The organism is Deltaproteobacteria bacterium (genome assembly GCA_016210045.1).
In the GTDB taxonomy this organism is placed as follows: Bacteria; UBA10199; UBA10199.
This window is the reverse complement of record JACQUX010000029.1, coordinates 64,941-90,368: the sequence shown is the minus strand read 5'-3', so window position 1 is coordinate 90,368 and position 25,428 is coordinate 64,941. Positions and strand designations below refer to the sequence as shown.

Here is a 25,428-nt window from a genome sequence, read left to right as displayed (position 1 = left end):
TTCGCCAAGGAGTCATATCCGTTGCCCCAAACATCTGGGCCGTCACCGGTTTTTTTCCATTTCCGTATCATCGTCAACTCGGATGTTGTGGCGACCATTTAGTTTTGAATACTTGGAATCAGCGTTCGTTTTTACCACGCCTCCGTTGGGCTGCAGACACACTCGGTTTTCGTGCCCCGCTGTGTCTCATGTACATTCCCTACCTACTGCCGATTTTGCCACAACTCGCGCCACAAAAAGTCATTTTCCATATGGTCGATGAATGGTTAGGATTCGAAGGCATCCCCCGATCGGCCGAGCATCTGATCCGCGGCATGGTCGAACGTGCCGACCTGACCATTGTAACATCCGAGCGATTGCGTCGGCGGTACATGCCGATGGGTGGTAATGTCCAATTGTTGCGTCATGGAACCGACATTGCGCTTTTTGAACCGGTGAGTCGTGGTCAAGTCGTGCCCGACGAAAGGCTGCAAAGGCTCATTGGGGCAAAAATTGGTTATTATGGAGCGATCCACAAACTGGACTTGCATTTGATTCGCACATTGGCTATTTCGCGTCCCGAGTGGCATTTCGTTTTCCTCGGACCTACAGGGGGCGGAAGCCAGGGAGTGCCGCGGCTCGGTAATATGCCGTCGAATGTTTATTTCTTACCGCCGTGTCCGCGGTCAGATCTACCGGCGTTCCTCAGTGGACTCGATGCTTTCTGGATGCCGTTTCGCATTGATGAGCTGACGCGCTCTATGTCCCCCATTAAAATTTTTGAGGTGCTTGGTGCGGGGGTGCCGATCGTGATGTCTGATTTGGAGGAATGCCGCGCCGTGGCAGGTCCGTGGGGGCGATTTGCGGTGACGGCCGATGAACATGGCCAGATGTTGACCGCGGAGATGCGAGGCGATTCACCGGCGCGCCGTTTGCGACGAGCTGCAGCCGTGCGTAACTGTGATTGGGAGCAGCGCTTTGCGACATTGTGTCATTTGATTGGGATGGAAGAGATATGAAGATCGAGTCTGTAACGGAGATGGATCGTACCGACGAACGACTCAAAGCGGCGTCCCGCGAGTGGTGGTCCCAGCATTCGCAAGATTATCTGGATGGCCAGGGGACCCCGCATTTGGGTGTTCCGCGGCAATTTACCGATGATGGGATGTTTCGACGGTACCTTGATGACAATGATCGCAATTTTCGCCGTCAGGCCTTTTATGCACAACGGAGCGATACCCTTTTGTTTTCCGAGCTGATGCCGGCTGATTTTTTCCGTGGGAAACGCGTTTTAGAAGTCGGGTGTGGTTTGGGTGCCCATGCCGAATCTCTCGTGCGCTTGGGGGGGGACGTGACGTGCGTGGATCTCTCTCCGACATCTGTTGAAGTCACGCGGAAACGATTGGTGCTCAGAGGGTTGTCAGCGGACGTGCGTCTTGCCGATGCGGAGCGACTGCCGTTTTCCGATCATTCGTTTGATTATGTCTGGAGCTGGGGCGTGATTCACCACAGTCCTGATACGCGACAATGCGCGCGTGAAATTGTGCGAGTATTGAAACCGGGAGGACGCATTGGGATCATGCTGTATAATCGGCATTCCTTTTATAATTGGGTGAACGTCGTGCTGCGCTACGGAATTATGCAGGGAAAGTTGTTGCGGATGTCGATGCAGGAACTACACAATCGGTATACGGATGGGAAAGAGATCGGTGGGTGCCCGCTCGCAAAATATTATACCCCACGGCAAATTCGGGAGGTGCTCTTCCCCAATTTTACGATGCTGCGCCAAGTGGCTTTTGAACCCAAGTCGTCTGTTTCATTTATGATCCCTCGCCGTTGGCGCGCGCAGTTTGAGGACCGTCTGCCTAATGCATGGATCAACTGGGCATTTCGTCGGTATGGCTTCCTCTTACTGACCGAGGCGATCAAGCCTCTGACTCTTGGTGGGAGCGATGCTCAAGGGTAAGGATATCCTCTTTTTGACGGCCAGTGAGTGGCAAGATAATGCCGTATCGACGATGCAGATTGCGGCGTTGTTGAGTCTCCAGAATAACGTCGTTTTTGTCGAGACGATCGGTCGTCGGCTCCCGCGATGGTCCGAATGGCGGCGGGTGTTGGCCAGACTGCAGCGGATGCTGTTTGGTGTGCGCCGAGAGCAGGGGGCGGGATTAGATGCCCAACGAGTGAAGATCTACAGCCCATTTGCCATTCCGTTGCATCACATCCCGTGGGTCGCTTGGGTGAATCGTTGGTTATTAGTGCGGCAGTTGCGACGGTTATGTCGTCGGACGGAAATGCCATCTCCACTGGTGTGGTGTTTTTCGCCGACCTGGGAGTCGGTGATGCGTCGATTGCCGCACCAGTGTTGGATCTTCCATTGTGTCGACGGCCTCCATACGTACAATGCATCCCCCGCCTTCTTGGCCGCGTACCAACGCATGGCGCGGCTGGCGGATCTGATCTTTACGCCAGGTTCGTTGCTTTATCGTGAGCTGTCGGCACTGAATCGACGCACGCACCAAATCGGTCACGGATGCGGCGCAGTGCATCTGCGTCAGTATGATGCGCAGGCGCCACTGCCGGAACCCGTGGATGTCGCTCATCTCCCGCGACCGCGCGTGATCTTTGCGGGCGCACTGACACAATGGGTCGATTACCAGCTCTTTCTTGCCGTCGCGCAGCGGTTGCCACACATGTCGTTTCTGTTGTTGAGTTATGTGCATGGACTGGCGCCGAGTGAAGCGGTGCGCGATTTGCTTTCACTGCCGAACATCCATCTGCTCGGTTACAAAAATTATGCCGATTTGCCACGCTATTACGCCGCTGCTGATGCCGGTATTATTATGTACCGAGCGGCCGATGAGCATACCCGATATTGTACGCCGACGAAAATCTATGACTATTGCGGCGCCGGTCTCCCGTGTGTCAGTACACGTTTCCCGGCGACTGAAGATGCGCAAGCCGTCGTGCGTGTGGCGGATTCGATCGACGATTTTGTGGCGGGACTATTGGACGTCATTGCGACAAATACTGGAACGCAACAAACGGCTCGTCGGGCATATGCCTTGAGTAATACGTGGGAGCGTCAAGTGGATCGTATGTCGGTAGTGATTATGCAGCAACTACGCGACGCAGCGGCCTAGTGAGAGAGTATGTGTGGAATTGTTGCAGTATGGGATCCTCGTTTAACTGAGACCATGGTTGAAGCCGTCGTGCGTCCGATGACTGAGGCCTTGCGGCATCGAGGGCCCGATGCCGGTGACGTGTGGTGGGATGCGGCCGCGGGCATCGCACTGGGGCATCGCCGTTTGTCAATTATCGATTTAAGCGCTGAAGGGCGGCAGCCGATGTGGTCGAGCACCCACCGTTTTTGCATCGCCTACAATGGAGAAATTTTCAATTTTCAGGATTTGCGTTGTACGCTGGAGCAGGCGGGACATCTTTTTCGCGGACATTCGGATACGGAAGTCCTGCTGGCCGCCTTTGAGCATTGGGGGGTGCCGGCTGCGGTGGATAAATGCGTCGGGATGTTTGCGTGTGTCGTGTGGGATGCGGTCGAACGCCGACTCGTGCTCGTGCGAGATCGTCTCGGTATTAAGCCGCTGTACTACGGTTGGTGTGGGCGCTCGTTTGTGGTCAGTTCCGAATTGGGCGTATTGCGGTATCACCCCGAATTTTCCGGGACGTTAGAGCCGCAGGCCCTTGCCCAATATTTTCGCTACAATTACGTGCCCGCTCCTGCATCTATTTACGCGGGGATCACAAAGTTGGCACCTGGCTCGATCTTTACCGTGAGTGCTCAGCAGTTGCGCGATCGTGTACCCTGGTCTGCGGATCCGGATGACGCAACTGCGGCACTGCGGCCTCAGCGGTATTGGTCGGCGATTGATGTCGCGTGTCGGGGGGTTGCATCTCCCTGGTGCGGAACAACTGACGATCTCTTGGAGCAGCTCGACACCATGTTGTCGGAGGCCGTGCGATTACGTCTCCGATCAGATGTGCCATTAGGGGCCTTTCTCTCAGGAGGGATCGACTCCTCACTCGTCGTGGCCTTGATGCAGCGGCAGAGTGCGAGGCCAGTAAAAACGTTTACCATCGGATTTCTTGAGAGTGATTATGATGAAGCCCCGCAGGCACGGGCCGTGAGTCACTATTTGGGTACGGAGCATACGGAACTCTATGTGACGCAGGCGCATGCGATGGATGCCATTACCCGATTGCCGGGACTTTATGACGAGCCATTTTCAGATGCGTCACAGATCCCAACATTTCTCATTGCCCAGTTGGCACGGCAATATGTGACCGTGAGTCTCTCCGGTGATGGGGGGGATGAGTTATTTGGCGGATATCACCGTCATATTCAAGGAGGGAAAAGCTGGCGGTGGTTGAGTCACACGCCAGCCCTTGTCCGTCGCTGGTTTGCTGAAGGTGCTCGTCGGATTTCGCCGGCGCAGTGGCAAACCATTTTTCATTGCCTCCAATCCGTTGTGCCGATGCGGTGGCGTCTGTCCCAGCCGAGCGAGAAAATTTATAAGTTTGCAGCGGCCTGTACGGCGGCGACGCATTATCAGTATTATGAGCGGTTGGTCGCACGATGGCATGATGGGGCGCCGATGCGAAGCAAGGACGCCGTGGTCTTCAGCCCGGTTGCGGGGAACGCTGCGCAAGCGCTTGGAGAGGCTGCGTTGGCGGAACGTATGATGTTGTGGGATTTAATCACCTATTTGCCGGACGATGTCCTCACGAAACTTGATCGTGCGACGATGGCAGTGGGACTGGAAGGGCGAGTCCCGCTTCTGGATCACCGAATTGTCGAATTCGCTTGGCGAATTCCAATCGACATGAAAGTGCGTGGGGGACGCGGCAAGTGGATATTGCGCCAGCTCTTAGCACGATATATTCCTCCTCACGTGACCGAGCGTCCGAAGATGGGATTTTCGGTGCCCATCGCTACGTGGGTCCGAGGTCCGCTTCGAGACTGGGTGGAGCACCTCTTGGAACGGAAGCAGTTAGAAGCCAGTGGCTTGCTTGATGCGACGCTGATCTGTCAACGGTGGAATGAGCATGTGACGAGACGGCGGGACTGGCAACAAGACCTCTGGCCAGTGCTAATGTTTCAGGGCTGGCGTGCATATCAAGCGAGTGCATAATGCGGCAGCGACTCTTATATGTTGTGAATGATGTCGGATTTTTCTTGTCACATCGTCGTGCTTTGGCCCGGGCGACCAGTGCGCGAGGCTATGAGATCCACGTCGCAGCGCCGACCCATCCGCGTGTGGAAGAATTAACAGCGGATGGTTTCGTATTCCATCAGGTCCCCTTGCACCGTCGCCGGGTGCGCGTGTGGGAGGAGGGCTTAGCCCTTTTTCGCTTGTATCGCCTATATGGCCGTGTGCGGCCAGATTTGGTGCACCATCTCACGTTAAAACCGATTCTGTATGGATCGATTGCTGCGCGTCTTAGCGGGGTCCCCGCTGTGGTGAATGCGGTTACGGGACTCGGTTATCTCTTTGTGGACACTGCAGCGAGTTGGCCGCGGACAGCGCTTCGTCATATAGTCGTGCGGTTGTTGCGTCAGGCATTGCGTCTTCCTAACCAAAGGGTCATCTTGCAGAATCCCGATGATCAGGCTTTGTTATTGCAATATGGGGTAATGTCATCGGCGGAGGCCGTTGTTATTAAGGGTTCGGGCGTTGACCCAGAGGCGTTCCAGCCTTGTGCGGAGCCATCCGGTGTACCGGTCGTTGTGTTCGCAAGTCGCATGTTACGGGATAAAGGAGTAACGGAATTTGTCGAAGCGGCGCGTCAGCTCAAGGCACAAGGGGTTTCGTGTCGATGTGTACTAGTGGGGCGACCTGATGAAGGAAACCCGACTTCAATTTCAGAGGCTCAACTGCGTCAATGGGTCGCGCAGCGGAGTGTGGAATGGTGGGGGCATCGTGTCGATATGCCGCGGGTGTTGGCCGATGCGACGATCGTGTGTCTTCCCTCGTATTATCGGGAGGGCATCCCACGCGTCTTAATCGAGGCGGCTGCCGCGGGGCGACCGATCGTTACGACCGATATGCCGGGGTGTCGAGAGATTGTCCACGACGGCCAGAATGGTGTGCTCGTTCCTCCTCGTGATGCGGCGGCGGTGGCGTGTGCCTTAGCGGGGCTCTTAGCCGATGCGTCCAGACGCGCGGCGATGGGGAGCTATGGGCGTGCACTGGTGATGCGAGATTTTTCCGAGACCCAGGTTATTACCCGCACGTTAACACTTTATGAACAATTGCTTGATGGTCGAGCATCGGAGCGATTTCTGACGCGGCGGGTTGTCGGATGAATAAACAGCATGGCAAATTTGTGATTGTTGGGGCTGGCTGGGCAGGACGGACGATTGCCGGCGTGATGGTCGATCACAATCCACGTATGATTGCTGGATTTATCGAGGACCATCCACAGGGTGAGCGTGTCGTTGTGGAATTGGGCAACAGTCACCACTTCATCCCCTACTTAGGGACTAGCCAGGAACTACTGAAGATCGTGAGAGAACAGCGAGCTGCTGGGGTTGTCATCGCCGTGACGCGCGATCGAGGAGATCATCTCCTTCATCAGATTGTGCAATGTTTCGATGCCGGCGTGCCCGTTATTGAGATGCCGGAAATGTATGCTGCCCTGGCGAAGAGAATTCCAGTGCGTCATCTCAACAGTCACTGGATCATGCCCCATCTGCGGGCGCCACAAAGCACGCTGCATACGTTCCTGTATAACGTGATGAACTACTGTGTTAGTTGTGTCATTTTTTTGGGGCTGTTTATCCCCCTGTTGCCGCTACTGGCGGCCGCGATCAAACTGGATTCTCCGGGTCCGGTCTTTTATCGACAACGTCGGGTTGGCAAGCGGGGGGTCCATTTTACGTTGTTAAAGTTTCGTACGATGCACAAGAATGCGGATAAGAATGGCGCGGCCTGGACGACAAAGGATGATGTACGAATTACACGGGTGGGGCGCTGGATACGGAGATATCGCCTCGATGAGCTCCCGCAGCTCATTAATATTTTTAAGGGTGAATTAGCGCTCATTGGACCACGCCCGGAAGCAGTGGAGCTGGTGGAATGGTTTCGGAAGGAAATTCCATTTTACGAATATCGGTACTTGGTCCTTCCCGGGATTACCGGGTGGGCGCAAGTCAATTATGAAAACACCTGTTCCGTCGAGGGGGCCTTGGAGAAATTACAGTACGACCTCTACTGGATCATGAATCGTTCGCTGGCGCTCGATTTGAAGATCATTGCGAAGAGTATCGTTGTAATGATAACCGGTTACGGAGCTCATTGAACAGTGCTGCAGTAAGCGCTGTTCCGCATCGTTCATGGGGAAGCCGTCAGGAAATCATCGGAGAATTCAGTTGCATCGGCGACGGTGGATCCAGTATGAGCGGCTCCATGTCTAATTTTCTCCGACGAGGCACACGGTTTTTTTTAGTGTGTTTCGTATTGCAAATTGCGGGTGCACCGGTCGCGGCGCAGGTTGTTCGGGACCCTCGCATTTTGGATGGGCGAGGTGTTTTTTTTGGATCGAGTGGAAGAAGTTTCCGTGGTCAGGAAGGGGGAGGTTTTGATCGACCGAGCCAACGTCTGGGGAATGGCACAGACGAAGAAGTTTTCAAGAAAGGCATGGCATTAAGCGAGGGGACATTGGTCGGCGTGACTTACCAAGTGCATATCGTTGGTGAAGTGAAGAACCCAGGGACGTATCGCGTGGCGGCCTCTGATCGACTCCAAGAAGTGTTGCAGCGGGCCGGAGATGTATTGGATCAAGGCTCAGCGCGGCACATCCAAATCCGGCGTCGCGGGAGCAGTTCCCGAACTTATGATTTAGTGCGGTTTCGTTTGTTTGGAGAATTACAGCATAATCCCTATTTGCTCGATAACGACGTCATTTATGTGCCGCTGCGCAAGCGATCGATCCAGGTAGTAGGGTCGGTGAGGCGTCCCGGTATTTACGAGATGCGTGGAGAGCGCAGCCTGGCCGATGCACTGAGCCTCGCTGGGGGGATGACGATCGGTGCTGAACTGAGCGCGCCGATACGACTGGTCCGTTTTGTGGATGGAACGAAACAGATGTTGGATATTGAGAATGTGCCTCTTGCGGTGCGGCGGACAACGATTTCTAATGGGGATGTCATTTTTGTGCCCAATGTGCTGACGGCCAAAAACACGTTTGATTTCAACGTCAGTGAATTGCCGGGTGATCAGGTTTTTTTCCCCTCCTATGAGGACCGTGTCTTTGTGTTGGGCGGTGTTTACGCACCGGGCCCGTACCCCTTCAGTCCGTATCATTCGATCAACCATTATTTGACACTTGCGGGCGGCACGACAAAATTGGCGCGGCTGCGCCGAGTGAAACTCATCGAGATGAATGGAAAGACAAGGCCGATGGGCGTTCAAGAACAAACGACAATCAATCCGGGCGACACTATTTATGTGCCGGAGAGTCGACTGCCACCGGAAAGTTGGGTAAATTTTGTCTTGGGTATTGCGGGATTCGGTCTTTCGGCGACCACCGCAATCGTGACACTGAGTAGATAATCCGCATGCGCGAAGACTCCCCATTGTCAGTCATCGACGTGCTCGACTATGTGCGAGTGCTCCGCTGTCGTTGGCGGATGTGCGCGTGGCTCGTTGGCCTTTCCACCATCGGTTCAATCGTGATTAGTTTCCTGTTGCCGAAGGTTTATCAGTCAGAAGTTGTCTTGCTACCCCTTGGCGGTTCACGAGGGAACTATAGCTCCTCAATTTTGAGTGCGGTAAGTGATCTCCCATTCGTGGGAGGATTGACGCAAAACCTTGGCGGAGGAGGTCAGTTGCCGGTCTTGTTGCGGAGCTGGAGCATGGCGGAGCGAGTCATACAACGACTCGATTTGATACCGCTACTCTACGGCAAGCAGTGGCGGGCAGTGCAAGGGACCGTGGGTGAAGTGGGCGTACGCGATCAGGTCATTGAGCAGGTTCGGAGTATGATCCATGTCAGTGAAGATGTGAAGTCCGGTAAACTTGTGCTCACGTGCGAATATGAAAACCCTCAATTGGCGGCGAAAATTGCGGAAACATTTGTGGAATTGCTTCAGGATTTTATTAATGAAAACACGTTTTCTTTAGCGAAGCGCAATCGGCGGTTTATCGAGAAACAATTGGCTATGAATCGGAAGGAATTCTTGGAATCGGGAAAGGCTTTGAATACATTTTATAAAGACCGTCGCATCTCAAGCGTTGAATCAACCGTTGATGTCACGATTGAGCGCGCTGACGAATCGGAAGCCGTGGAGCGAAATTTTGATCCGATTAAACTGGGCACACAGTTAGCGACTATAGAGCAAAAAAAAAATGCGGTCCAACAATTCCTTTCGGATGCAGAAGTTGTGCGCGGCATTCCGCAGCAAGTCTACCTCCAATATTTGACGATCCAGCGGGAGTTGTTGGGGAAGATGACGGCGCTGTTAACACAGCAATATGAGCTTGCCAGAATTGACGAGGCCAAAGATGAATTGTCGTTCCAGGTCGTCGATCCGGCGCGTGTTCCTGTTAGAGCTATTCGGCCCAAGCGGCGCGTGATTGTTCTGTCTGCATTCGTATCGGCCTTCGTGGCCTCTATCGGTCTTGCATTCATTGTGGAGTATTTTTCCCGCCACCGCAGCCGGTCTGGATCCGCAGTGTAATTGAGAAAAAATTATTGCTTGCACTGCTTCGGGGGGTGTGACAAACGCGCCGTTCGGTTTTTTGTGCGTTATGGGACCAAAGGGGCGGATATGGGAATCGGGGCGGCAGTGAAAAACATAGTGCATCGTGGCAGAGGGCAGCCGGCTAGGCAGGGGCCTCGCCAAGTGCATGGTGGGGATCGGAGTGTGGGGTTGGCAACATTGGCGCAGACGCCGCAGCCGTCGGTTGCCACAGCGGCAGTTGCTAGTACTAGCGCCTCCTTAGAGCGCAGACAATTCGCGGCGGGAGACTTTGCGGGGTTTCCGGACCCCGTTATGGATGCCTTCAGGGCGTGTGTAGGCGGTTTCCAGTCCTCGGAAGGGCCGCGTAAGGTATTGCTCGCTGAAGCTGGCCGTCTACAACGCGCATTGCGTGTCCGGGATACAAAGACGGCCGGAGCGGCGTTATTGCAGGCTCGAGAGGCGCTCCTGGCAGTCGTCGATCCGAAGTTGCTCGGTGCCTATGAGGTCCTGATCGGCGTGGCGACGGACAACGCTGTTGAGGAACCCGTGGTCTTCGCGCTGCTCGAATCGGCCTCGCTGGCTCGCTTTGTCGTTCCGAATGAGGAGTCGCATCCAGCCTGGTGGGCTCATTACGAACAGCGGTTGGCGGATGCTCGGCAGGCTCGTTTGGATGCCCGCGCGGAACGCGAGAAATTGCTGCGTAGGCGGTAGTGCGTCGGGGCCAGCCAGGTCTATTGGAATAAGTCCGCAGTGGTCCGTTAGCCCAGCGCCTGTTCCAAGTCCGCGAGCAAATCATCCACGTCTTCAATACCAACTGAAAGCCGCAGCAACCCATCCGTGATCCCGATCGCCTCGCGGTCTTTGGCTGGGATTGCGGCGTGGGTCATGGTGGCGGGATAGCAGCAGAGCGATTCGACGCCGCCGAGGCTCTCGGCCAGCGCGAAGGTGTGGAGCCGAGTCACCATGCGCTCGACGGTCGAGCGACCGCCTGCAAGTTCGAACGAGACCATGCCGGCGAAGCCACGCATTTGGCGGGTGGCGACTGCATGCCCCGGATGTGTGGGCAGTCCTGGGAAGTAGACGGTCCGCACGCCGGACTGCGCGGTAAGCCAGGTCGCAATCTGTGAGGCATTGGTGTGATGGCGATCCATCCGCAGCGCCAGCGTCTTGATCCCGCGCAGTGTGAGCCAACAATCGAACGGGCTCGGAACGCCGCCGCTCGATTTTTGCACGAAGTGGAGACGGTCGCGCAGCGCTTGCTGATTGGTCATCAGGCAACCGCCAACGACGTCGCTGTGGCCGCCGAGGTATTTGGTCGAGCTATGGACGACGAGGTCGGCGCCGAGCGCGAGCGGGCTTTGGAAATACGGGGTCGCAAACGTGTTGTCGACTACCGTGAGGACGCCGGATTGGCCGTGCGCCACTTCAACGACTGCCTGAATATCAATCACTGAAAGTGTTGGATTGGTTGGCGTTTCAATCCATACCAGTCGCGTGTTGGGGCGCAGCGCAGCCGCGAAGGCCGTTGGGTCGGTGCCGCGGACCCACGTGAATGCGAGTCCGTGGTCTTTCATCAGGAGTTCAAAGAGGCGATAGGTCCCACCGTAGACTTCACTGCTGACGACGGCGTGTTCGCCGGCCTTCAATAAATGCGTGACGGCGGCCGTTGCGGCGCAGCCGGAGCCAAACGCGAGCGCGTGTTGTGCGCCTTCCAATGCGGCGAGGCAGGTTTCCAATGCGGCGCGCGTGGGGTTGCCGGCGCGGCTGTATTCGAAGCCTTTATGTTGTCCGATCCCGGCTTGGGTGTACGTGGTCGAGAGGTGAATCGGGATGATCGTGGAGCCGGTACTTGGGTCGGGCGCTTGGCCGACATGAATGGCTTTGGTTGCGAATTTCATCGGTGTCCTCCCCCTCACCCAACTGCTGTGGTTAGCAATGCTCCTCTTCGTCGCATTGCTGTTATTGCTGCCGCGGACTGTGCAACGGCCAAGGCCGTTGCGTCCTTACCCTCCCCAAAGGGAGAGGGGATGGTCATTCACTATTTCGCGCGTTCGGTTGCCCAGAAATTGATCAGGTCGATCCGAGTCAGGACTGAGACGGGCTGTTGTTGGTCGGTCACGAGGATCGCATTGGCCCCGGCCAACAGCAGGCGGTAGGTCTCGGTGACGTTGGTGTGCAGCGCGACGGTCGGCAACGGTGCGCCCATCAGGGAGCCGACGGTTTGGTGGCCGACGTCGATCCCTTCGTAGAGGAATTTCATTAACGTGTCTTCCTGCACACTCCCGACATTCTTAGTGCCGTCGAGCACGGGGAGTTGGGAGATTTGGTATTGGTGCATCAGCGCGATAGCTTCGGCGACTTGGTCGGTGGAGCGGACGGAGACGACTTGTGGGGCGTGGTCGCGCCGCTTCGCGACGACTTCCTGTACCGTGAAGGTGCGAGGCTGGAAGTCGAGCAGTCCCTTTTCTTGCATCCATTGATCGGAGAAGAACGTGGAGAGGTAGCCGCGTCCGCCGTCCGGGAGGATGACGACGATCGTCTTCGGTTCGGTGACGCGCATCGCGTAGCGCAACGCGCCGGCCAACGCCGAGCCGGACGATCCTCCCGCCATGATACCTTCCTCGCGCGCCAGTCGCCGGGCGATGTGAAATGCCTCTTTGTCCGAGACGCGGATGAATTCGTCGATCAGGCCGCGGTCGAGATTGCGGGGTAAAAAATCCTCACCGATCCCTTCCACGAGATACGGGTGCGGCATGTCGCCGGAGAAGATCGATCCCTCCGGATCGGTGACGACGACGGTCAGGTCGGGCTTCTGCTGCTTCAAGAACGTCGCGGTCCCGGCCATTGTCCCACAAGTTCCCATGCCGCCGACCAACACGTCGAGCTGACCTTCGGTGTCGCGCCAAATTTCTGGGCCGGTGGTGTCGATATGGGCTTGTTTGTTCGCGGGGTGGTTGTACTGATTTGGCCAATAGGCGTTCGGGATCTCTTGGGACAACCGTTTGGCGACATTCACATAATGTTGCGGGGAATCGGGCATGACATTCGTTGGCGTGATCACGATTTCGGCGCCGAACGCCCGCAGCAATGCCCGTTTGTCTTCGTTGATCTTGTCGGGGAGGACGAAGATACAGCGGTAGCCTTTCAGCGCCGCGGCCATCGCGAGGGCCACGCCGGTGTTTCCGGAGGTCGGTTCGACGATCACTCCACCGGGTTTGAGCAGCCCGCGCGATTCCGCCCACTCGATCATCTGCAGCCCGATGCGGTCTTTGATCGAGCCGCCGGGATTGACCGCCTCGAACTTCACTAAGATCGTGGCTTGGAGTCCTTTAGTAATATTATTGAGCCGAATCAGTGGGGTGTGACCAACGGCTTCAAGGACATTCGATAAAATCGGCATGGAATACCTCCGCAGTGTGTCTGCGATTTAACAGAACACACTGCAGAGGGCAAAAGCATTTCGTAATTTACTTGCAGCTGACGTCGGCGGCGCTGAAGTCGGCCAGCGCGTTTTCGAAGTCGATCGGGAATTCCGTGCCGGCGACGCAGGCGTTGCCGGAAAAGTTCGAGGCCTCGTTTTGTTGATTGAGGTCGGTCGCGAGATTAATGCCGATGTTTTGGCTGATCGTCTCGCCGATGCCGGCGACGATCTTGGCCCCGCAGAGCGCGCCGTCGGTCTGACAAGTGACCTTCATGTTGCCGTCTGATTGGAAGCTCATCGCGCAACTGAAGTTGCCGTTCACGAGTGTGGTGAAACTGCAATTGGTGCCGTCGCTCAATGGGTAGGCCTTCGAGTCTTCGCGGCAGTTGGAGAACGCGAAGCTGGTGGTGCCGCCGGATTGATCGCCGCCGGTAGTAATGGTGACGGATCCGCCTTGGCCGCACGGTTCGGTTGTGGTTCCGCCGCTTTGGTCCCCTTCCGGAAAGTGGGGTTCCATCGCGTCCATCACGCCGACTACGAGTTGCGTATTGAGGCCCTTCAGGTCCGGGTTGGCGGTGCCGCCGCTCTCGTTGCTGTCGGCGACGCCGTCGTTGTCGTCGTCCGGGTCGATTCCGTCGTTGGCTCCATCGCCGTCGTCATCGGTGTCGGTGGCATTCGCGGTGCCGTCACCGTCGGCATCCGCGTCCGGCGCGGCGGCCGTGCTGGTGCTGGCGCTGTCCGGATCGTCGGTGTCCGGGATGTTGTCGCCGTCGTCATCCGTGTCTGTGGCGTCTACGGTGCCGTCGCCGTCGGTGTCGCTGTTCGTGCTCGCGGTCCCACTCCCTCCGGAACTGCTACTGGAGCTGCTCCCGGTCCCTCCGGAGGCCTCGTTGCCCGATGCGCCGCCGGTGGTTTCATTCTCGGTCGAGCCTCCGCAGCCGAGTGTGGTGTTGTAGATTCCTAACAGGCCGAGTGCTCCGACCAAACAGGCGAATCGTAGGATGTAGAGACGCATAGTGTTCCCTCCTTATATAAATGTGGCGCTGTCCTTCTGCTACGGTGTGGAACGCTCCCTCCTCGGTCGCGTTCCAGTTATCACTACCGCTCCGCCGCCCTTACTCCACCCGAAATTGGACGGGGGGCAAGTCGAACCGTACAGTAAGGATCGGCTGCGTGCAGGTGATAGTTGCGTGGTGATTTGTATCAGGCTGATGTTAAAGCGTTATTTTGTCAGCGTTCGCAGCTGTTGCTGTACGATGGTGCGGAGCGTTTCCGGCTCCGGGAGGCGTCCTTCGCCACATGTGCCGCAGGCTAGATCGCCGTGTTCCGGGGGGATGATCGTGTAGCCATGCGTGCGTAACCGTTCCACATTGGCCTGCGTGATTGGATTTTCCCACATTTGCGTGTTCATTGCCGGAGCGAACAGGACCGGTGCGCGGGTGGCGCAGATGACCGTGGTCAGTAGATCATCGCATAAGCCGTGGGCGACCTTGGCCAACAAGTTGGCGGTCGCGGGGGCGACCAGCACGAGCGCGGCGCGGGCGGCCAATGCGATGTGACTGATCTTTTGTTCGTCGGTGAGGTTGAAAAGGGCGCGATGGACGGGATTCCCCGACAGCGTTTGTAACGTGAGTGGGGTGACGAACTGCTCTGCAGCCTGGGTGAGGAGTACATGGACGTCGAGGCCATCGGCGACGAGCATGCGCGTCAGTTCGCAACATTTGTAGGCGGCGATCCCGCCGCTGATCCCGAGGAGGATGGTTTTCGGCATGGGCGCAACCGTAGGCGGCGCGTGCGGAAATGTCCATCGTAGAAATGGCTGATATGGGTCAATGGGCGGTGGTTTGCCGGTCATGGGCGCATAGCGAGTGATTGGCTAGCGTGCTGACATGGATCGTGCGGCGCCGCGACTGGGAATCCGGTCGTTCATTGTTATGGGGATCGTGCTGCTGGCGGCACTGTGGTGGGCGGGCGGCTGTGCTTCGGTGAACGAGACGGAGAAGACGGCGCCGCTTCCGCTGGCCGGCGAGAGTATTTTTCCACACAAGGCGAATTGGGGAGAGCCGGAGCAACATGGACTGTTCGTCAAACGTGCGCTGTTCAGTACCGCGGCGTGCGTGGCGTGTCACGGGGCGAATCTGGAAGGCGGGAGCGGGCCGGGTTGTCGCTCGTGCCACGATCGGTATCCGCACGACGAGGGATGGTTGGCGCCGGAGGTCCATGGTGCCGCAGTAACGGCTGATGGCACGGCGGCGTGTACGACGGCGTGTCATGGGGCGGATCTCAACGGCGGATTGTCCGGTGTCTCGTGTCAACAATGTCATGATCTGTGGCCGCATCCGGAACCGCGCGACCTGTGGTCACGCCGGGGGCATGGGGAGCGGGCGCGCATCGCGGGGACCGCGGCGTGTCTCGGGTGCCATAAGATCGACCCGCCGGGTGGGACGACAGGCGTGAGTTGCACGCAGTGTCATCCGAGTTGGTTGCCACATGCAGAAAACGATTGGAAAGCGGGTGGCCATGGGCGCGCGGCGCTGCAGGACGGTGCGCTGGATCTGGAACGCGGCTGCCCGTTGTGTCATGGCGCGACGCTGCAAGGCGGGGTCGTGCCGACGGCGGATGGATTGACTGCGGTGCTCGCGTGTCAGGGGTGCCACGCGAGTTATCCAGACGCGCATGGGCGCGTGGACTGGGCGACGGCGGGCGGACACGGTGTGGCAGTGCGGGACGCCGGCGGGACCGTGGCATGTGCGATCTGTCACGGCGCGGATCTGGCAGGCGGGAGTGGGCCGAGTTGTCGCTCGTGTCACCCCGATTATCCGCATGCGGCGGACTGGGCGACTGGGGAACAACACGGCGTGCAGGTGCTGCAACGTGATAAAGCGGTCTGCGCGACGACGTGTCATGGATCTGATTTGCAAGGCGGCGTGAGTGGTGTTGGGTGCACGCGCTGCCATGCGGCGTATCCGCACGCGGCCGGATGGGCGGAGCCCGCGGTGCACGGACCGTTCGGCGAGGCGGCGCAGCGCGCGGATTGTACCGGGTGTCATGGAACGGATTTCGCGGGCGGGATGAGTGGCGTGGCGTGTGGACCGTGTCATCAACAGCGCTATCCGCACGCGGCCACCTGGAGCGATCCGGCGGAACACGGCGCGGCGGCGTTGGCGAACGATGCGGCGGCCTGTCGGACCGCGTGTCATGGGGAGGCGTTGGAGGGCGGATTGGCGCGGGTGAGTTGCACCGCGTGTCATGCGCTGTGGCCGCATCCGACTGGGACGCTGTGGCAAACGGCACAGCATGGCGAGACGGCGCGGACGGTCGGTGCATCGGCGTGCCTGGGGTGCCACAAAGTGGACCCGCCGGGCGGAAATACCGGTGTGACTTGCACGCAGTGTCATGCGTCGTGGCCGGCGCATGCGCAAGACGATTGGGCGGGGCCGGGGCACGGGACGGCGGCGCAGGCGACCGGCGCGATGGATCCGACGTCGGGTTGTCCGCTCTGTCACGGCGCGGATTTGGCTGGGGGGCGGAGTTTTGCCAATGCCAACATTGTGCCGGCGCCCGGTTGTGGGAGTTGTCACGCCAGCTATCCGAATGCCCATGGAGCTGAGGCGTGGCCGACGTTTGCGGGGCACGGGCAATATGTGTTGGACGATGGCGTCGCGACGAATCCTGAGTTGGCGCGCGAACGCTGCGGGGTGTGTCACGGCGCGGACTTGACAGGTGGCAAGGTCGGCGTGTCGTGTTTCACCAGTCAATGTCACGCCGCGTATCCGCATCCGCCGCAAGTGGTGGGCAATGACTTTGCGCCCTGGTTAGCGCGGCACGGGAATTACGTGAGGGTGCAGGAGGTGGGCGCGGCGACGTTATCGTGCGCGACGGCGCGCTGCCATGGGACAGCGTTACAGGGCGATCCGGCGGAGGCGCCGGTCGCGGAGAAACGAGTGAAAGGGTGCAGCGATTGCCATCTGACGATGCCGCATCCGGCTGCGGGGGCGTGGGATCACGGCAAGCCGGTGGTCACGGCCGATGGGCGGTTGGAGGTCGATGCCTGTCGGCAGTGTCACGGGGCCGAGTTGCAAGGCCATGATACGGTCCCCTCATGTTACTCCTGTCACGACACGTATCCAAATCGGCATCAAGCAGCCGATTGGAAGACGCACGCGGGGCATGGCGCGGCAGTCGCGGCGGCGGCGGTTGCGGCCGGCGGCACGGCGAAGGCGAGCGCCGTTGCGGCGTGCGGGATCTGTCACGGAAGCGATTTGCAAGGGGGCGCGGCCGGTGTGGCGTGCGATGCGTGTCATCGCAGCGTGCCGCATGCGCCGGATGACGTCTTGCAAGTGGCCACGGCGGACGGCGTGGCAGCGCTCACGTTTACCGACGACGCGTGGGCGGCGTTTGCGCAAGGGCATGGAGCCTATGTCGCAGGCCGAGCGCAATTGGAAGGGCGGACGATTCATCAGCAAACGGCAGTGGAATGTGCGACCGCGTGTCATGGGACCGATTTGGCGACACCGCAGGGTGGAACGACGTGCAGCACATGCCACGGCGCGGCGCAGTTTCCGCATCGCTTTCCGGAGTGGATTGCTGTCGTAGAGGATGGCGGCACGAATCACGGCGAAGCGGTGATCGCGGGGGCCGCAGCGGTGTCGCAGGACGGTGCCAGCTTCGCGACGGCGACGTGTGCGTCGAGTCATTGCCACGGTTCGGAGTCGGGCGAGTTGGGCGGCGGGACATGTGCCGACTGTCACGCCAGCTATCCCGCTTTACACGCGGATCCGGCCTGGGGCGTGGGTGCGCACGCGTCGTTGGCGCAATCATCAATGGCGGAGTGTCAACTCTGTCATGGGATCAATACCGTGGGCGGCGCTGGCGTGCAGTGCACCGATTGTCACGATCCGCAAAATGTCTATCCGCACGCGGATGCGTGGGCGCAATCGGTGGCGCAAAGCGCGACCGGAGGGCTGCATGGCGAGGCGGCCGTGGCAGGCGGCGGTGCGCAGAGCGGCGGGTGCTTGACTGCGTGTCATGGGAAGCATGGGAATGACGGATTCTTGGGCGCGACGGTGTCGTGCACTGGATGTCATGCGCGCTATCCGCACTTCGAACCGTGGGAGTTGCCGGCGACGAGCGGCTATGCGGCCCATGCGAAGGCCGTGATCAATATCTATGATTCGCTCGATCGCTCCGACGACTCGTTCAATCCGACGAAATTCGCGGAGTGTTCCGGCTGTCACGGTGTGGCCGTGACGTATGCGGCGTCGCAACATCCGCTGAGTACCGAGCAACAATTTGCCACGCTGCCGAACGGCGCCCAATCGCCGCGCTGCACGGCGTGTCATCGTTATCCGCATCTCAAGAGTGCCGTGCCGGCGGGGACGATCGTCCCGTGGGGCGATGAATGGGGCCACGCGCTGACGCTGCAAAAGTGGCAGGAACAGCAGGGCGGAGCGATGGCGAACTTCGTCCAGCAGACCTGCGGCAGCGGTGGCAACGGCACGAACGGCTGCCACACCGGTTGGGTCAAGAAAAAAATCGGTCCCTGGCCCGCCGGCAAAGAGGCGCTGTGCGGGTGGTGCCACTTGAGTGTGGTGGAGTAGCTGTTTTGGTCGTGTTGACCACGTTACCGTTCAAACGTCACGGCGCCGCTGCCGAGTGTCCAACTGTTGGACCCGCACGTGGCGCCGCTTTGGGACTCGATCTGGAGGGTCGTAGTGGTGGTGAGGCGCAGCAGGATCACGAATTGGCTCGCGATCGATTCGCCGACGTAGTTCTGGAAACTGTCATAACAATACGTATTGCCGTCGTTCGTGACCTCGTCGAAGTCGCGATTCACGGTGCCGCTGTGGGTCGGGGTGAAGAAATAGGCCCCGCTGCTGAGGCTGGGGATCGACGCGCCGACCGAGAACGCGCCGAGGGTCGGATCGATGTTGTCATGCACGAGGGCCAAATGCGGATCTTCTTGTTGGAATGAGGTCGTGCCGTTCACGAACCAAATCCCTTGCGCCGTTCCCGGTTCGTCTTGCTCCACTTCGCCGCAGCGCGGTTCTACCGTGCGGAGCGTGGTGCCGTCGTAACGGCCGAGGCGGGATTGCAGCGTCGCTTGCAGCTCCGTGGTGAAGTAATCGAGCGGACAGATGACGTGATATTGATCGAGTCCGTCGCTGCTGCTTTGGTAGCGCGTGGCGGCGAACGGGAGCGCAGTGATCCGTGCGTCGGAGCCACCGAAATCGAGTGCGCGTTGTCCGGGGTTGCCACCCGCGGTGCCAAGTTGCGTGCCGGCGGCGATATCCAGCGCCAAGCGGTAACTGCAGAAATGCACGGAGGTCCCGCCGGTGGTGTAATCGGTGCAGTCGGAGGCATCGCCGAGTTGCGCATTGATCGTGTCGCTTAAGCCGCTGACGTGGAGGAAATACACCTGCAGGTCGCGGCACGGGGAAAAGTAGAGTTGGTAGTCGGTATAGGGCGGTGTCGCGGAGGTGTAGGTCGACGCGGAGATCGCGGTGATGCGGAGATCGCCGGGGGCGTAGAGCGGCGTGGTTTGGGAGACGCCGATGTCGTCGGTTTTGAGATAGAGGTACAGGTGATTGGTGGGGAAGGTATGGCCGGTTGGATTCAAATTGCCGAGCGGGACGATCGCCGTGTAGGCGTCGGCGGCCAGCGGCGCGACCGTGAACGGCGCCGTGTCGCTGCAGGCCGCTAAATCGCCGGCGGAGGTCGCATCGCCGCCACTCCCGCCGCTGCTGCTGGATGTTGATGCGGAACTCCCGGAGCCGCAGTGGCTCAGTACGGCACAGACGACGGCCAGCACTGTCGGTTGTAGGATGTTCATTGCCATCTCCCGGTTTACGCGTCGCTCACGATGCGCTCGATGGCGTCGTTCCATGGACACGCCAGCACATTGGAGAACTGCTTCTGGTCAGGGTCGTTGGAGATCAGATATTGGACTGGTGACTGAAAATCCGCTCCGAGGGTTAGCAGGCCCTTCGCATGGCGGGCGTCGACCTGGTCGGTCGATTTGATCTCGATCAATGTGGGAGGGCGGCGGCCGCGTTCGATGATCAGGTCGATTTCTACGTCTTCGTTGACCCGCAAGTAGGAAAGTTTGAACTGCTTCCCGTGGTAGGTCAAACGGCGATGCAGTTCATTGATGACAAACGCTTCAAACAATTGCCCGTATTCAAAGCTGCGTGGGGCTAAATCGTAATCGATCTGCCCGGCCAGTGTTCGGGCAATGCCGGTGTCGAAGAGATAAAACTTCGCCGCCTTTTTTTGCTGTTTGCGAATCGAAGTGTGATACGCCGGGAGCCGCAATCCGAGCAGCGTATCTTCCAAAATATCGTAATAGCCGCTCACGGTTTTTGGATCGGAATGAATGTCTTTGGCGATGTTGGAATAGTTGATTACGTTCGTATTCATCTGTGCCGCGACGTCTAAGAAACGCCGAAACGGCGGGAGATTGCGCACGATCTGTTCCGTGATGATCTCTTCTTTCAGATAGGTCTCGGCGTAGGCTTTCAGAAAGCGGATCTTGTCGGCAGTATCGGAAAAATGCAGCATCTCCGGCAGCGTGCCGAATTGCAATGCATCCCGCAGTACAAACCGCTCTTGCAGCTCCATGACCGTCAGCGGGAACAGATGATACACGAAGGCTCGTCCGGCTAAGAGGTTGGCGGCCCCGCGTTTCAGTTTTCTGGCGCTCGAGCCGGTGAGCGCGAATTTGAAACGCCGCTCCTTAATGAGTTTATGGACAAGGTCTAAGAGCTGCGGCGCCTTTTGCACTTCATCGATAATCACCCACGGTTTTTTCCCCGCATAAGGCGCCAGCCGATGCAGCAGATTATTGGGATGACTGATCAGTTCGTTGGCCAACTCGAAATCCAACAAATCGAGCACTATCCGCTCCTTGGGTGGAAATATCTGCTCCAAGAGCGTGGATTTTCCGGATCCCCGGGGTCCGAAGAGAAAAAATGAATGCGATTTCGATATGTTGATTAGCCTATGGATCACGACCCAAATATTACCTTCATATTTGGGTCGTGGTCAAGGTCCGATCTGTCGGCGCTGCACTTAGCCGGTGGTCTGCCTGGTCCGCGGAGTGCCGGTGTGCCAGGCGCCGCCGGCGGTGAAGCTGGTCCAGCCCCAGCGGAGCCATTTGATCAGGCTGGCGGCGAGCCACAGCGCCCAGGCCAACATCGCGAGGCTGTAGAAGATCCGCGGGATGGAAAGCACCCACGGGCGCGGCAGCAGGTGGCCGTCGGTCCGGTCTTGGAACCAATGCAGGAACGTATTCGACGATCCGTTCCCGGCGATCTGCATGTCGGGGGTGCCGAGCAGGCCTTGTTGGATGGTCATGAACAGCAGGCCGAGCGCAATCAGCGACCACCACCCGAGCAGGACTTGGCGGGTATTGAACCAGAGCGGCTGGTCGTTGTGCTGTCGTGCCCTATACCCAAGCGCGAGCAGCCAGCCGACCACGACGAACGAGGCCCAGATGGAGGCCTGTGAGAGGCCGATGCCGAGCAGGAACCATTGCAGCGTGCGCAGCGGCGTGAGGGTCACACGGCCGAGGCCGAACGCCACCAGCAACAACACGCCGAGGTAGCTCCAGAAGAGGATCGCGGGGCCGACGCGCGGACCGCAGAGTAACAGGACCCAACGGGTGCCGGGCATATGCACTTGCACGTCGGCATTCACGCCGACGGCGCCGAGGTCGATCGGCGGGACGTGATAGAACGTCGCGATCCCGTGGCTGTCACGCCACACCACTTGCGCGGTGTGCGGGCCTGGGGTGACTGGAATGGTGAGGCGGCGGTCGTCGAGCTGGATCGGTTGGCCGGCGCCGTCGATGGTGACGGTCTGGAGTTTCGCGGACGCCGGGAGCGTGAGATCGTGTTGGCCGCCGAGGCTGCTGCGCAAACTGAGTGTCAGCGTGTTTTCCGTGGAGCGGAGGTCGGGACGGAGCAGCAACGTGGCGCGATCGATGGTGAGCGTCTCGCCGCTGATCCCTTCCGGTCGCGAGATGGCGAGCGTGATCGATTCGCCCGGCCAGGGGCGGAAGGTCGGGATCGAGGCCTCGGACGGCTGTTGCGGGTAGAGCGCCGGGATGCCGTCGAACGCGACGTGCCACAACGGACTTGCCTCGATCCGCCATTGTTCCACCCACGTGGTCGTCTCCGGAGCCGTCAAGGTGAGTGCTTGCTGCGATTCCAGCACGGAACGCCAACTCAATTCATGCGCCGTCGCGCCGAGCGTGACCGCAGCCTTGCCGTCGCGCACGGTGATGTCGGCGGTCGTGATCGATTCGCCGGCGAGGAGCGGGACTTCGATCGTGACCGGCGTGCCGGCCGGGCTCAGACGGCGCACGCGGGTCTCGACTTCCCATTGTAGACCGAGCGTCAATTCCCGCTCCACGGCGAGGAACGGCGGGAGCTGCATCGTGGGCTGTGCGGTTGCGGCCTCGTGGCCGGCCAGCGGCTGTTGCCGCGTGAGTTGCAGGCTGTCTTCCACCGAACCGTCGTCGTGGATGCCGCTGACGGCCCAATTGCTTGCCGTGACGTCGATGCGGTACGGCCGGAGCGGGAGTGCCAGCGGGATGGTGTCGCGCGGCGGGAGCGGGCCTTCCAATAACACTTGATGCACGCCCGGTTCGAGCGCGAGCCACAAGACGCCGTTGTCGGCGCGTTGCAGCGGCGGTTCGGTGACGGTGTCGAGCGTGACGCGTTGCGGAGTCCAGGATTCGCGGCCTCCCGGGAGCGGAATCGCGACCGCGCTTTGCGCGTGGGCCTCCAAACGGACGCGCAAGGTGTCGCCGACGGCCTCGATCGCCAGCTTCGCGATGGCGGCACATTCGGGCGCGCAGTTGGGCGCGGCGAGCAGGCGCTGCTGCAAATCGTCCAATAAATCATCCGGCGGGAAGTCGGCGGCGTAAGCACTGTGATGCGCTAAAGCGCCGGCGCCGAGCGCGGCGAGCCACCACGCCGCGACGGCGGGGCGAGTGGTGACCCAGTGGGACAGCGCTGCCAACGTGATGTCGAGCGCGCGCAACAGTAGGAACGCCAGCAGCAGCACGCGCAGCACGGCGAAGATCAAGTTGCACGTCGGCGCGGTCAGCCACAGACCGATTTGTTGCGACGCCTCGACCGGACCGCTCCATTGCAGCTGTATTTGGTCCCAGCTCCAGCCGGGGAGTCCCGGGCCGGTCTGGATCTTGGTGCCGGCGCGGTAGGCATAGAGCGCCTGCTTCTTCTGTTGCAGATTGGAGTAATTGCCTTCTTTCGTGCCGAGTCCACGATATGCGCTGGAGCTGCGATCCGATGCGCCGCCGACGGCCTGTTGTTCGACCAATGGTGTCGGCTCCGGGGCGGCTTGGATTTCAGCCTTTGCATCATAGGTGTCACGCTCTTCGTCATCGGGTTTTGTCGCGCCGGTTGTAGCCGGTGGCGCGTTGACGTTGTCGTAGCGACCGGGTGCCATTGGTTGCGGCGCGGGCAGTGTGCCGTCGAGTGTGGTGTACGGCTGTTCCAGCGCCGGATAGATCCCGGTCCGCAAGTGCTGGACCATGAACGGGAGCGCGCAACCGAGCAGTGCGACGAAGACCACGCCGCGATAGACGCGCAACACGTCGCGGACCCAGCCGATCTGGAGGACGCGCAATAACGCGATTCCGGCGACGAGTGCGAGCCAAAGCCACTTCGGTGCGCCGCTCTCCGGGAAGGTCAACCCGAAGGTGACAAACGCAATCGCGCCCCAGCGCGGGGTCCACAACTTCGCGAGCGCGAGCGTGGTGATGAGCAGTAAAAAGAGGTCGAGCAAGTTCCAGCGATTCACCCAGGTCTGCGGGACGTGGTCGACGCCGGTGGTGGCCCAGAGGCGCCAGCCGGGCGGGAGATGGAGCACGGCGTGGACCGATTGAAAGTCGTGGTTCCAGCCGACGGCGGGGAGTTTGCGGATTTTCCCGGTTAGGCGGCTGTCGGCTTGGAGCGAGAGTTCGGCATCGCGGATTTCGACACCGTCGGGACCGTCGGCGGTCAGGCGGGTGATCAGTTGATCGGCGCCAGCGCTCGCGACGTGGCCGAGTTGCAACGGTCGATTCACTTCCAGTCGCCAGCCGCGGCGCATCGTCCCGGTCACGTGGTCGCGGACCGTGTAGCCGCCCCCGTTGAAGTCGAGCCAGAGTTGGCGGGCGAGATGCAGTTGATCCGCCGCCGGATCGCTGTTGCCGCGGCGGCGCTCGACCAGTTGCAACGCCGCGCCCGGCGTGACGCGATACGCGGGGAGTTGCTTCCAAAGGGTCGGGAGTTCGGTCTGTTGCGGATCGATCGATGTGACGCCTTCCAACGAGGCCAAGCGTAATTCCGGATGCGCGGCGAAGACCCAGACTTCCTCTGCGGCCCACAAGGCGTCACTTTGCTCTGCTACAGTGATCGCGGAGAGCGGTGCTGTGGAGCGGGCGGTCAGGCTGAGCGTCCATTCGCCACGGCGGAGTTGCACGCGCAGCCGTCCGTCGGGGTCGAGCCGCGCGGGCAGGGGGGATTGGAGGGCGAGCGGGAGGAAGCCGGTTGGGAGCGGGGCAGCGAAGACCACTTCGCGGTCTTTGCCGGCCACGTCCAGTACGAGTTGGGTCGTGAGTTGCAGCGGGATCTCGTCGGACAAATGACGAAAGACGCGGATTGTCAGCGCCTCTTCGGCCGTCGTGTCGCCGCCGCTCCCTTGTTGCAGCCAGAGACGGCCGGTGTCGTCGCGTTGCGGGAACGCGAGGTTGCGGCCTTCCAGCGTCAAGCCGACCATGCCGGTCGCGGTGGGGATCGGGAGGGAATCGGGGAGCGAGTCCCAGGTGAATTGGCCGGTGAGCGGATAGACGCCCGGTTCGAGTTGGAGGTGCGGCGTGCCGCCACGTGCGACGACGGCGTGGGCCTTCCCGCCGGCCTGCACGGCTTGCGGCCAATGTTTGTCGTCGCCCGGCAGCGGGGCGGCGCTGCGTTGGTAGACGGTCCAGGTTTGGCTGAAACTGCCGCCGTGCGCGGTGAGCGTGAGATGCAGCGGGCCGGCCCACGCACAGCGATGGGTGTCGCGGTCGCCATGCAAGAACGGGCAGTGCGGTTCGGTGCGTTCGTGCAGCACCCACGGGATCCAGGAGCGGAGTGCCTCCGGGATGGCTTGCGGATCGATCGGTGCGGCGGGAGCACTGCGCGCGCCAGCCAGTGCGGCGAGCACAACGAGCGCAACGATCCAACGACGTGTAGATGATTTCATGCGGAGTCCCCCAATCCCGGTTGATGGCTGCGGATGTACCGGGTCACACCGGCAGGGTCAAGCGCTCATC

The 25,428-nt window shown here is 59.8% G+C and carries 17 protein-coding genes; 10 read left to right on the top strand and 7 right to left on the bottom strand.

Features of this window, described 5'->3' with window-relative positions:
- Positions 1 to 251: 251 nt before the first annotated feature.
- The 9 genes from HY696_09565 (at position 252) to HY696_09525 (ending at position 10,393) form a co-directional block, all read left to right on the top strand.
- Positions 252 to 998 carry a glycosyltransferase gene (locus HY696_09565; GenBank protein MBI4238645.1) on the top strand — a complete coding sequence of 249 codons (747 nt, stop codon included), beginning with the start codon at positions 252 to 254 and terminating at the stop codon, positions 996 to 998.
- Positions 944 to 1,945, top strand: coding sequence for a class I SAM-dependent methyltransferase (locus HY696_09560; GenBank protein MBI4238644.1), 1,002 nt, complete (start codon positions 944 to 946; stop codon positions 1,943 to 1,945). Before HY696_09565 ends, HY696_09560 begins: the two co-directional genes overlap by 55 nt.
- Positions 1,932 to 3,122, top strand: a complete 1,191-nt coding sequence (locus HY696_09555; GenBank protein ID MBI4238643.1) for a glycosyltransferase — start codon at positions 1,932 to 1,934, stop codon at positions 3,120 to 3,122. Before HY696_09560 ends, HY696_09555 begins: the two co-directional genes overlap by 14 nt.
- A gap of 9 nt (positions 3,123 to 3,131) precedes the next feature.
- Positions 3,132 to 5,129, top strand: coding sequence for an asparagine synthase (glutamine-hydrolyzing) (asnB, locus tag HY696_09550; GenBank protein MBI4238642.1), 1,998 nt, complete (start codon positions 3,132 to 3,134; stop codon positions 5,127 to 5,129).
- The gene (locus HY696_09545; protein MBI4238641.1) at positions 5,129 to 6,304 is read left to right on the top strand and encodes a glycosyltransferase family 4 protein; all 1,176 of its coding nucleotides are present in this window, start codon (positions 5,129 to 5,131) and stop codon (positions 6,302 to 6,304) included. The genes asnB and HY696_09545 overlap by 1 nt, the downstream gene beginning before the upstream one ends.
- A complete protein-coding gene (locus HY696_09540) occupies positions 6,301 to 7,299 on the top strand; it encodes a sugar transferase (GenBank protein MBI4238640.1) in 999 nt (332 codons plus the stop codon). Before HY696_09545 ends, HY696_09540 begins: the two co-directional genes overlap by 4 nt.
- Before the next feature lie 107 nt (positions 7,300 to 7,406).
- Positions 7,407 to 8,552: an SLBB domain-containing protein gene (locus tag HY696_09535; protein MBI4238639.1), complete on the top strand. Its 1,146-nt coding sequence runs from the start codon at positions 7,407 to 7,409 to the stop codon at positions 8,550 to 8,552.
- A 77-nt stretch (positions 8,553 to 8,629) separates the two neighbouring features.
- Positions 8,630 to 9,679, top strand: a complete 1,050-nt coding sequence (locus HY696_09530) for a hypothetical protein (GenBank protein ID MBI4238638.1) — start codon at positions 8,630 to 8,632, stop codon at positions 9,677 to 9,679.
- Positions 9,680 to 9,994: 315 nt separating this feature from the next.
- The gene (locus HY696_09525) at positions 9,995 to 10,393 is read left to right on the top strand and encodes a hypothetical protein (protein MBI4238637.1); all 399 of its coding nucleotides are present in this window, start codon (positions 9,995 to 9,997) and stop codon (positions 10,391 to 10,393) included.
- Between the two features lie 47 nt (positions 10,394 to 10,440).
- On the opposite strand, the gene HY696_09520 is transcribed toward HY696_09525, so the two are convergent.
- From HY696_09520 to HY696_09505, 4 genes are all read right to left on the bottom strand, one after another.
- Positions 10,441 to 11,580, bottom strand: a complete 1,140-nt coding sequence (locus HY696_09520) for a PLP-dependent transferase (protein MBI4238636.1) — start codon at positions 11,578 to 11,580, stop codon at positions 10,441 to 10,443.
- 140 nt (positions 11,581 to 11,720) lie between these two features.
- Positions 11,721 to 13,082 (bottom strand): pyridoxal-phosphate dependent enzyme, encoded by a 1,362-nt coding sequence (locus HY696_09515; protein MBI4238635.1) that lies wholly within the window; start codon positions 13,080 to 13,082, stop codon positions 11,721 to 11,723.
- 67 nt (positions 13,083 to 13,149) lie between these two features.
- Positions 13,150 to 14,118, bottom strand: a complete 969-nt coding sequence (locus HY696_09510) for a hypothetical protein (GenBank protein MBI4238634.1) — start codon at positions 14,116 to 14,118, stop codon at positions 13,150 to 13,152.
- A gap of 207 nt (positions 14,119 to 14,325) precedes the next feature.
- A complete protein-coding gene (locus tag HY696_09505) occupies positions 14,326 to 14,874 on the bottom strand; it encodes a hypothetical protein (GenBank protein MBI4238633.1) in 549 nt (182 codons plus the stop codon).
- 118 nt (positions 14,875 to 14,992) lie between these two features.
- Here HY696_09505 and HY696_09500 point away from each other — a divergent pair, with 118 nt between their 5' ends.
- Complete coding sequence (locus HY696_09500; protein ID MBI4238632.1) at positions 14,993 to 18,703, top strand: hypothetical protein; 3,711 nt, start codon at positions 14,993 to 14,995, stop codon at positions 18,701 to 18,703.
- Positions 18,704 to 18,726: 23 nt separating this feature from the next.
- Here the strand turns inward: HY696_09500 and HY696_09495 are convergent, their stop codons facing one another.
- The 3 genes from HY696_09495 to HY696_09485 are packed head-to-tail and all read right to left on the bottom strand — an operon-like array spanning position 18,727 to position 25,358.
- Positions 18,727 to 19,935, bottom strand: a complete 1,209-nt coding sequence (locus HY696_09495) for a hypothetical protein (protein MBI4238631.1) — start codon at positions 19,933 to 19,935, stop codon at positions 18,727 to 18,729.
- 14 nt (positions 19,936 to 19,949) lie between these two features.
- Positions 19,950 to 21,113 carry an ATP-binding protein gene (locus HY696_09490; protein MBI4238630.1) on the bottom strand — a complete coding sequence of 388 codons (1,164 nt, stop codon included), beginning with the start codon at positions 21,111 to 21,113 and terminating at the stop codon, positions 19,950 to 19,952.
- A 60-nt stretch (positions 21,114 to 21,173) separates the two neighbouring features.
- Positions 21,174 to 25,358: a hypothetical protein gene (locus tag HY696_09485; GenBank protein ID MBI4238629.1), complete on the bottom strand. Its 4,185-nt coding sequence runs from the start codon at positions 25,356 to 25,358 to the stop codon at positions 21,174 to 21,176.
- Positions 25,359 to 25,428 lie beyond the last annotated feature (70 nt).

Bases quoted from the DNA above. Each gene is read 5' to 3' on its own strand.
- HY696_09565 (MBI4238645.1), top strand. From the start codon at position 252: ATGGTCGATGAATGGTTAGGATTCGAAGGCATCCCCCGATCGGCCGAG.
- HY696_09555 (MBI4238643.1), top strand. From the start codon at position 1,932: ATGCTCAAGGGTAAGGATATCCTCTTTTTGACGGCCAGTGAGTGGCAA.
- asnB (MBI4238642.1), top strand. From the start codon at position 3,132: ATGTGTGGAATTGTTGCAGTATGGGATCCTCGTTTAACTGAGACCATG.
- HY696_09545 (MBI4238641.1), top strand. From the start codon at position 5,129: ATGCGGCAGCGACTCTTATATGTTGTGAATGATGTCGGATTTTTCTTG.
- HY696_09540 (MBI4238640.1), top strand. From the start codon at position 6,301: ATGAATAAACAGCATGGCAAATTTGTGATTGTTGGGGCTGGCTGGGCA.
- HY696_09535 (MBI4238639.1), top strand. From the start codon at position 7,407: ATGTCTAATTTTCTCCGACGAGGCACACGGTTTTTTTTAGTGTGTTTC.
- HY696_09530 (MBI4238638.1), top strand. From the start codon at position 8,630: ATGTGCGCGTGGCTCGTTGGCCTTTCCACCATCGGTTCAATCGTGATT.
- HY696_09525 (MBI4238637.1), top strand. From the start codon at position 9,995: ATGGATGCCTTCAGGGCGTGTGTAGGCGGTTTCCAGTCCTCGGAAGGG.
- HY696_09520 (MBI4238636.1), bottom strand. From the start codon at position 11,580: ATGAAATTCGCAACCAAAGCCATTCATGTCGGCCAAGCGCCCGACCCA.
- HY696_09515 (MBI4238635.1), bottom strand. From the start codon at position 13,082: ATGCCGATTTTATCGAATGTCCTTGAAGCCGTTGGTCACACCCCACTG.
- HY696_09510 (MBI4238634.1), bottom strand. From the start codon at position 14,118: ATGCGTCTCTACATCCTACGATTCGCCTGTTTGGTCGGAGCACTCGGC.
- HY696_09505 (MBI4238633.1), bottom strand. From the start codon at position 14,874: ATGCCGAAAACCATCCTCCTCGGGATCAGCGGCGGGATCGCCGCCTAC.
- HY696_09500 (MBI4238632.1), top strand. From the start codon at position 14,993: ATGGATCGTGCGGCGCCGCGACTGGGAATCCGGTCGTTCATTGTTATG.
- HY696_09495 (MBI4238631.1), bottom strand. From the start codon at position 19,935: ATGAACATCCTACAACCGACAGTGCTGGCCGTCGTCTGTGCCGTACTG.
- HY696_09485 (MBI4238629.1), bottom strand. From the start codon at position 25,358: ATGAAATCATCTACACGTCGTTGGATCGTTGCGCTCGTTGTGCTCGCC.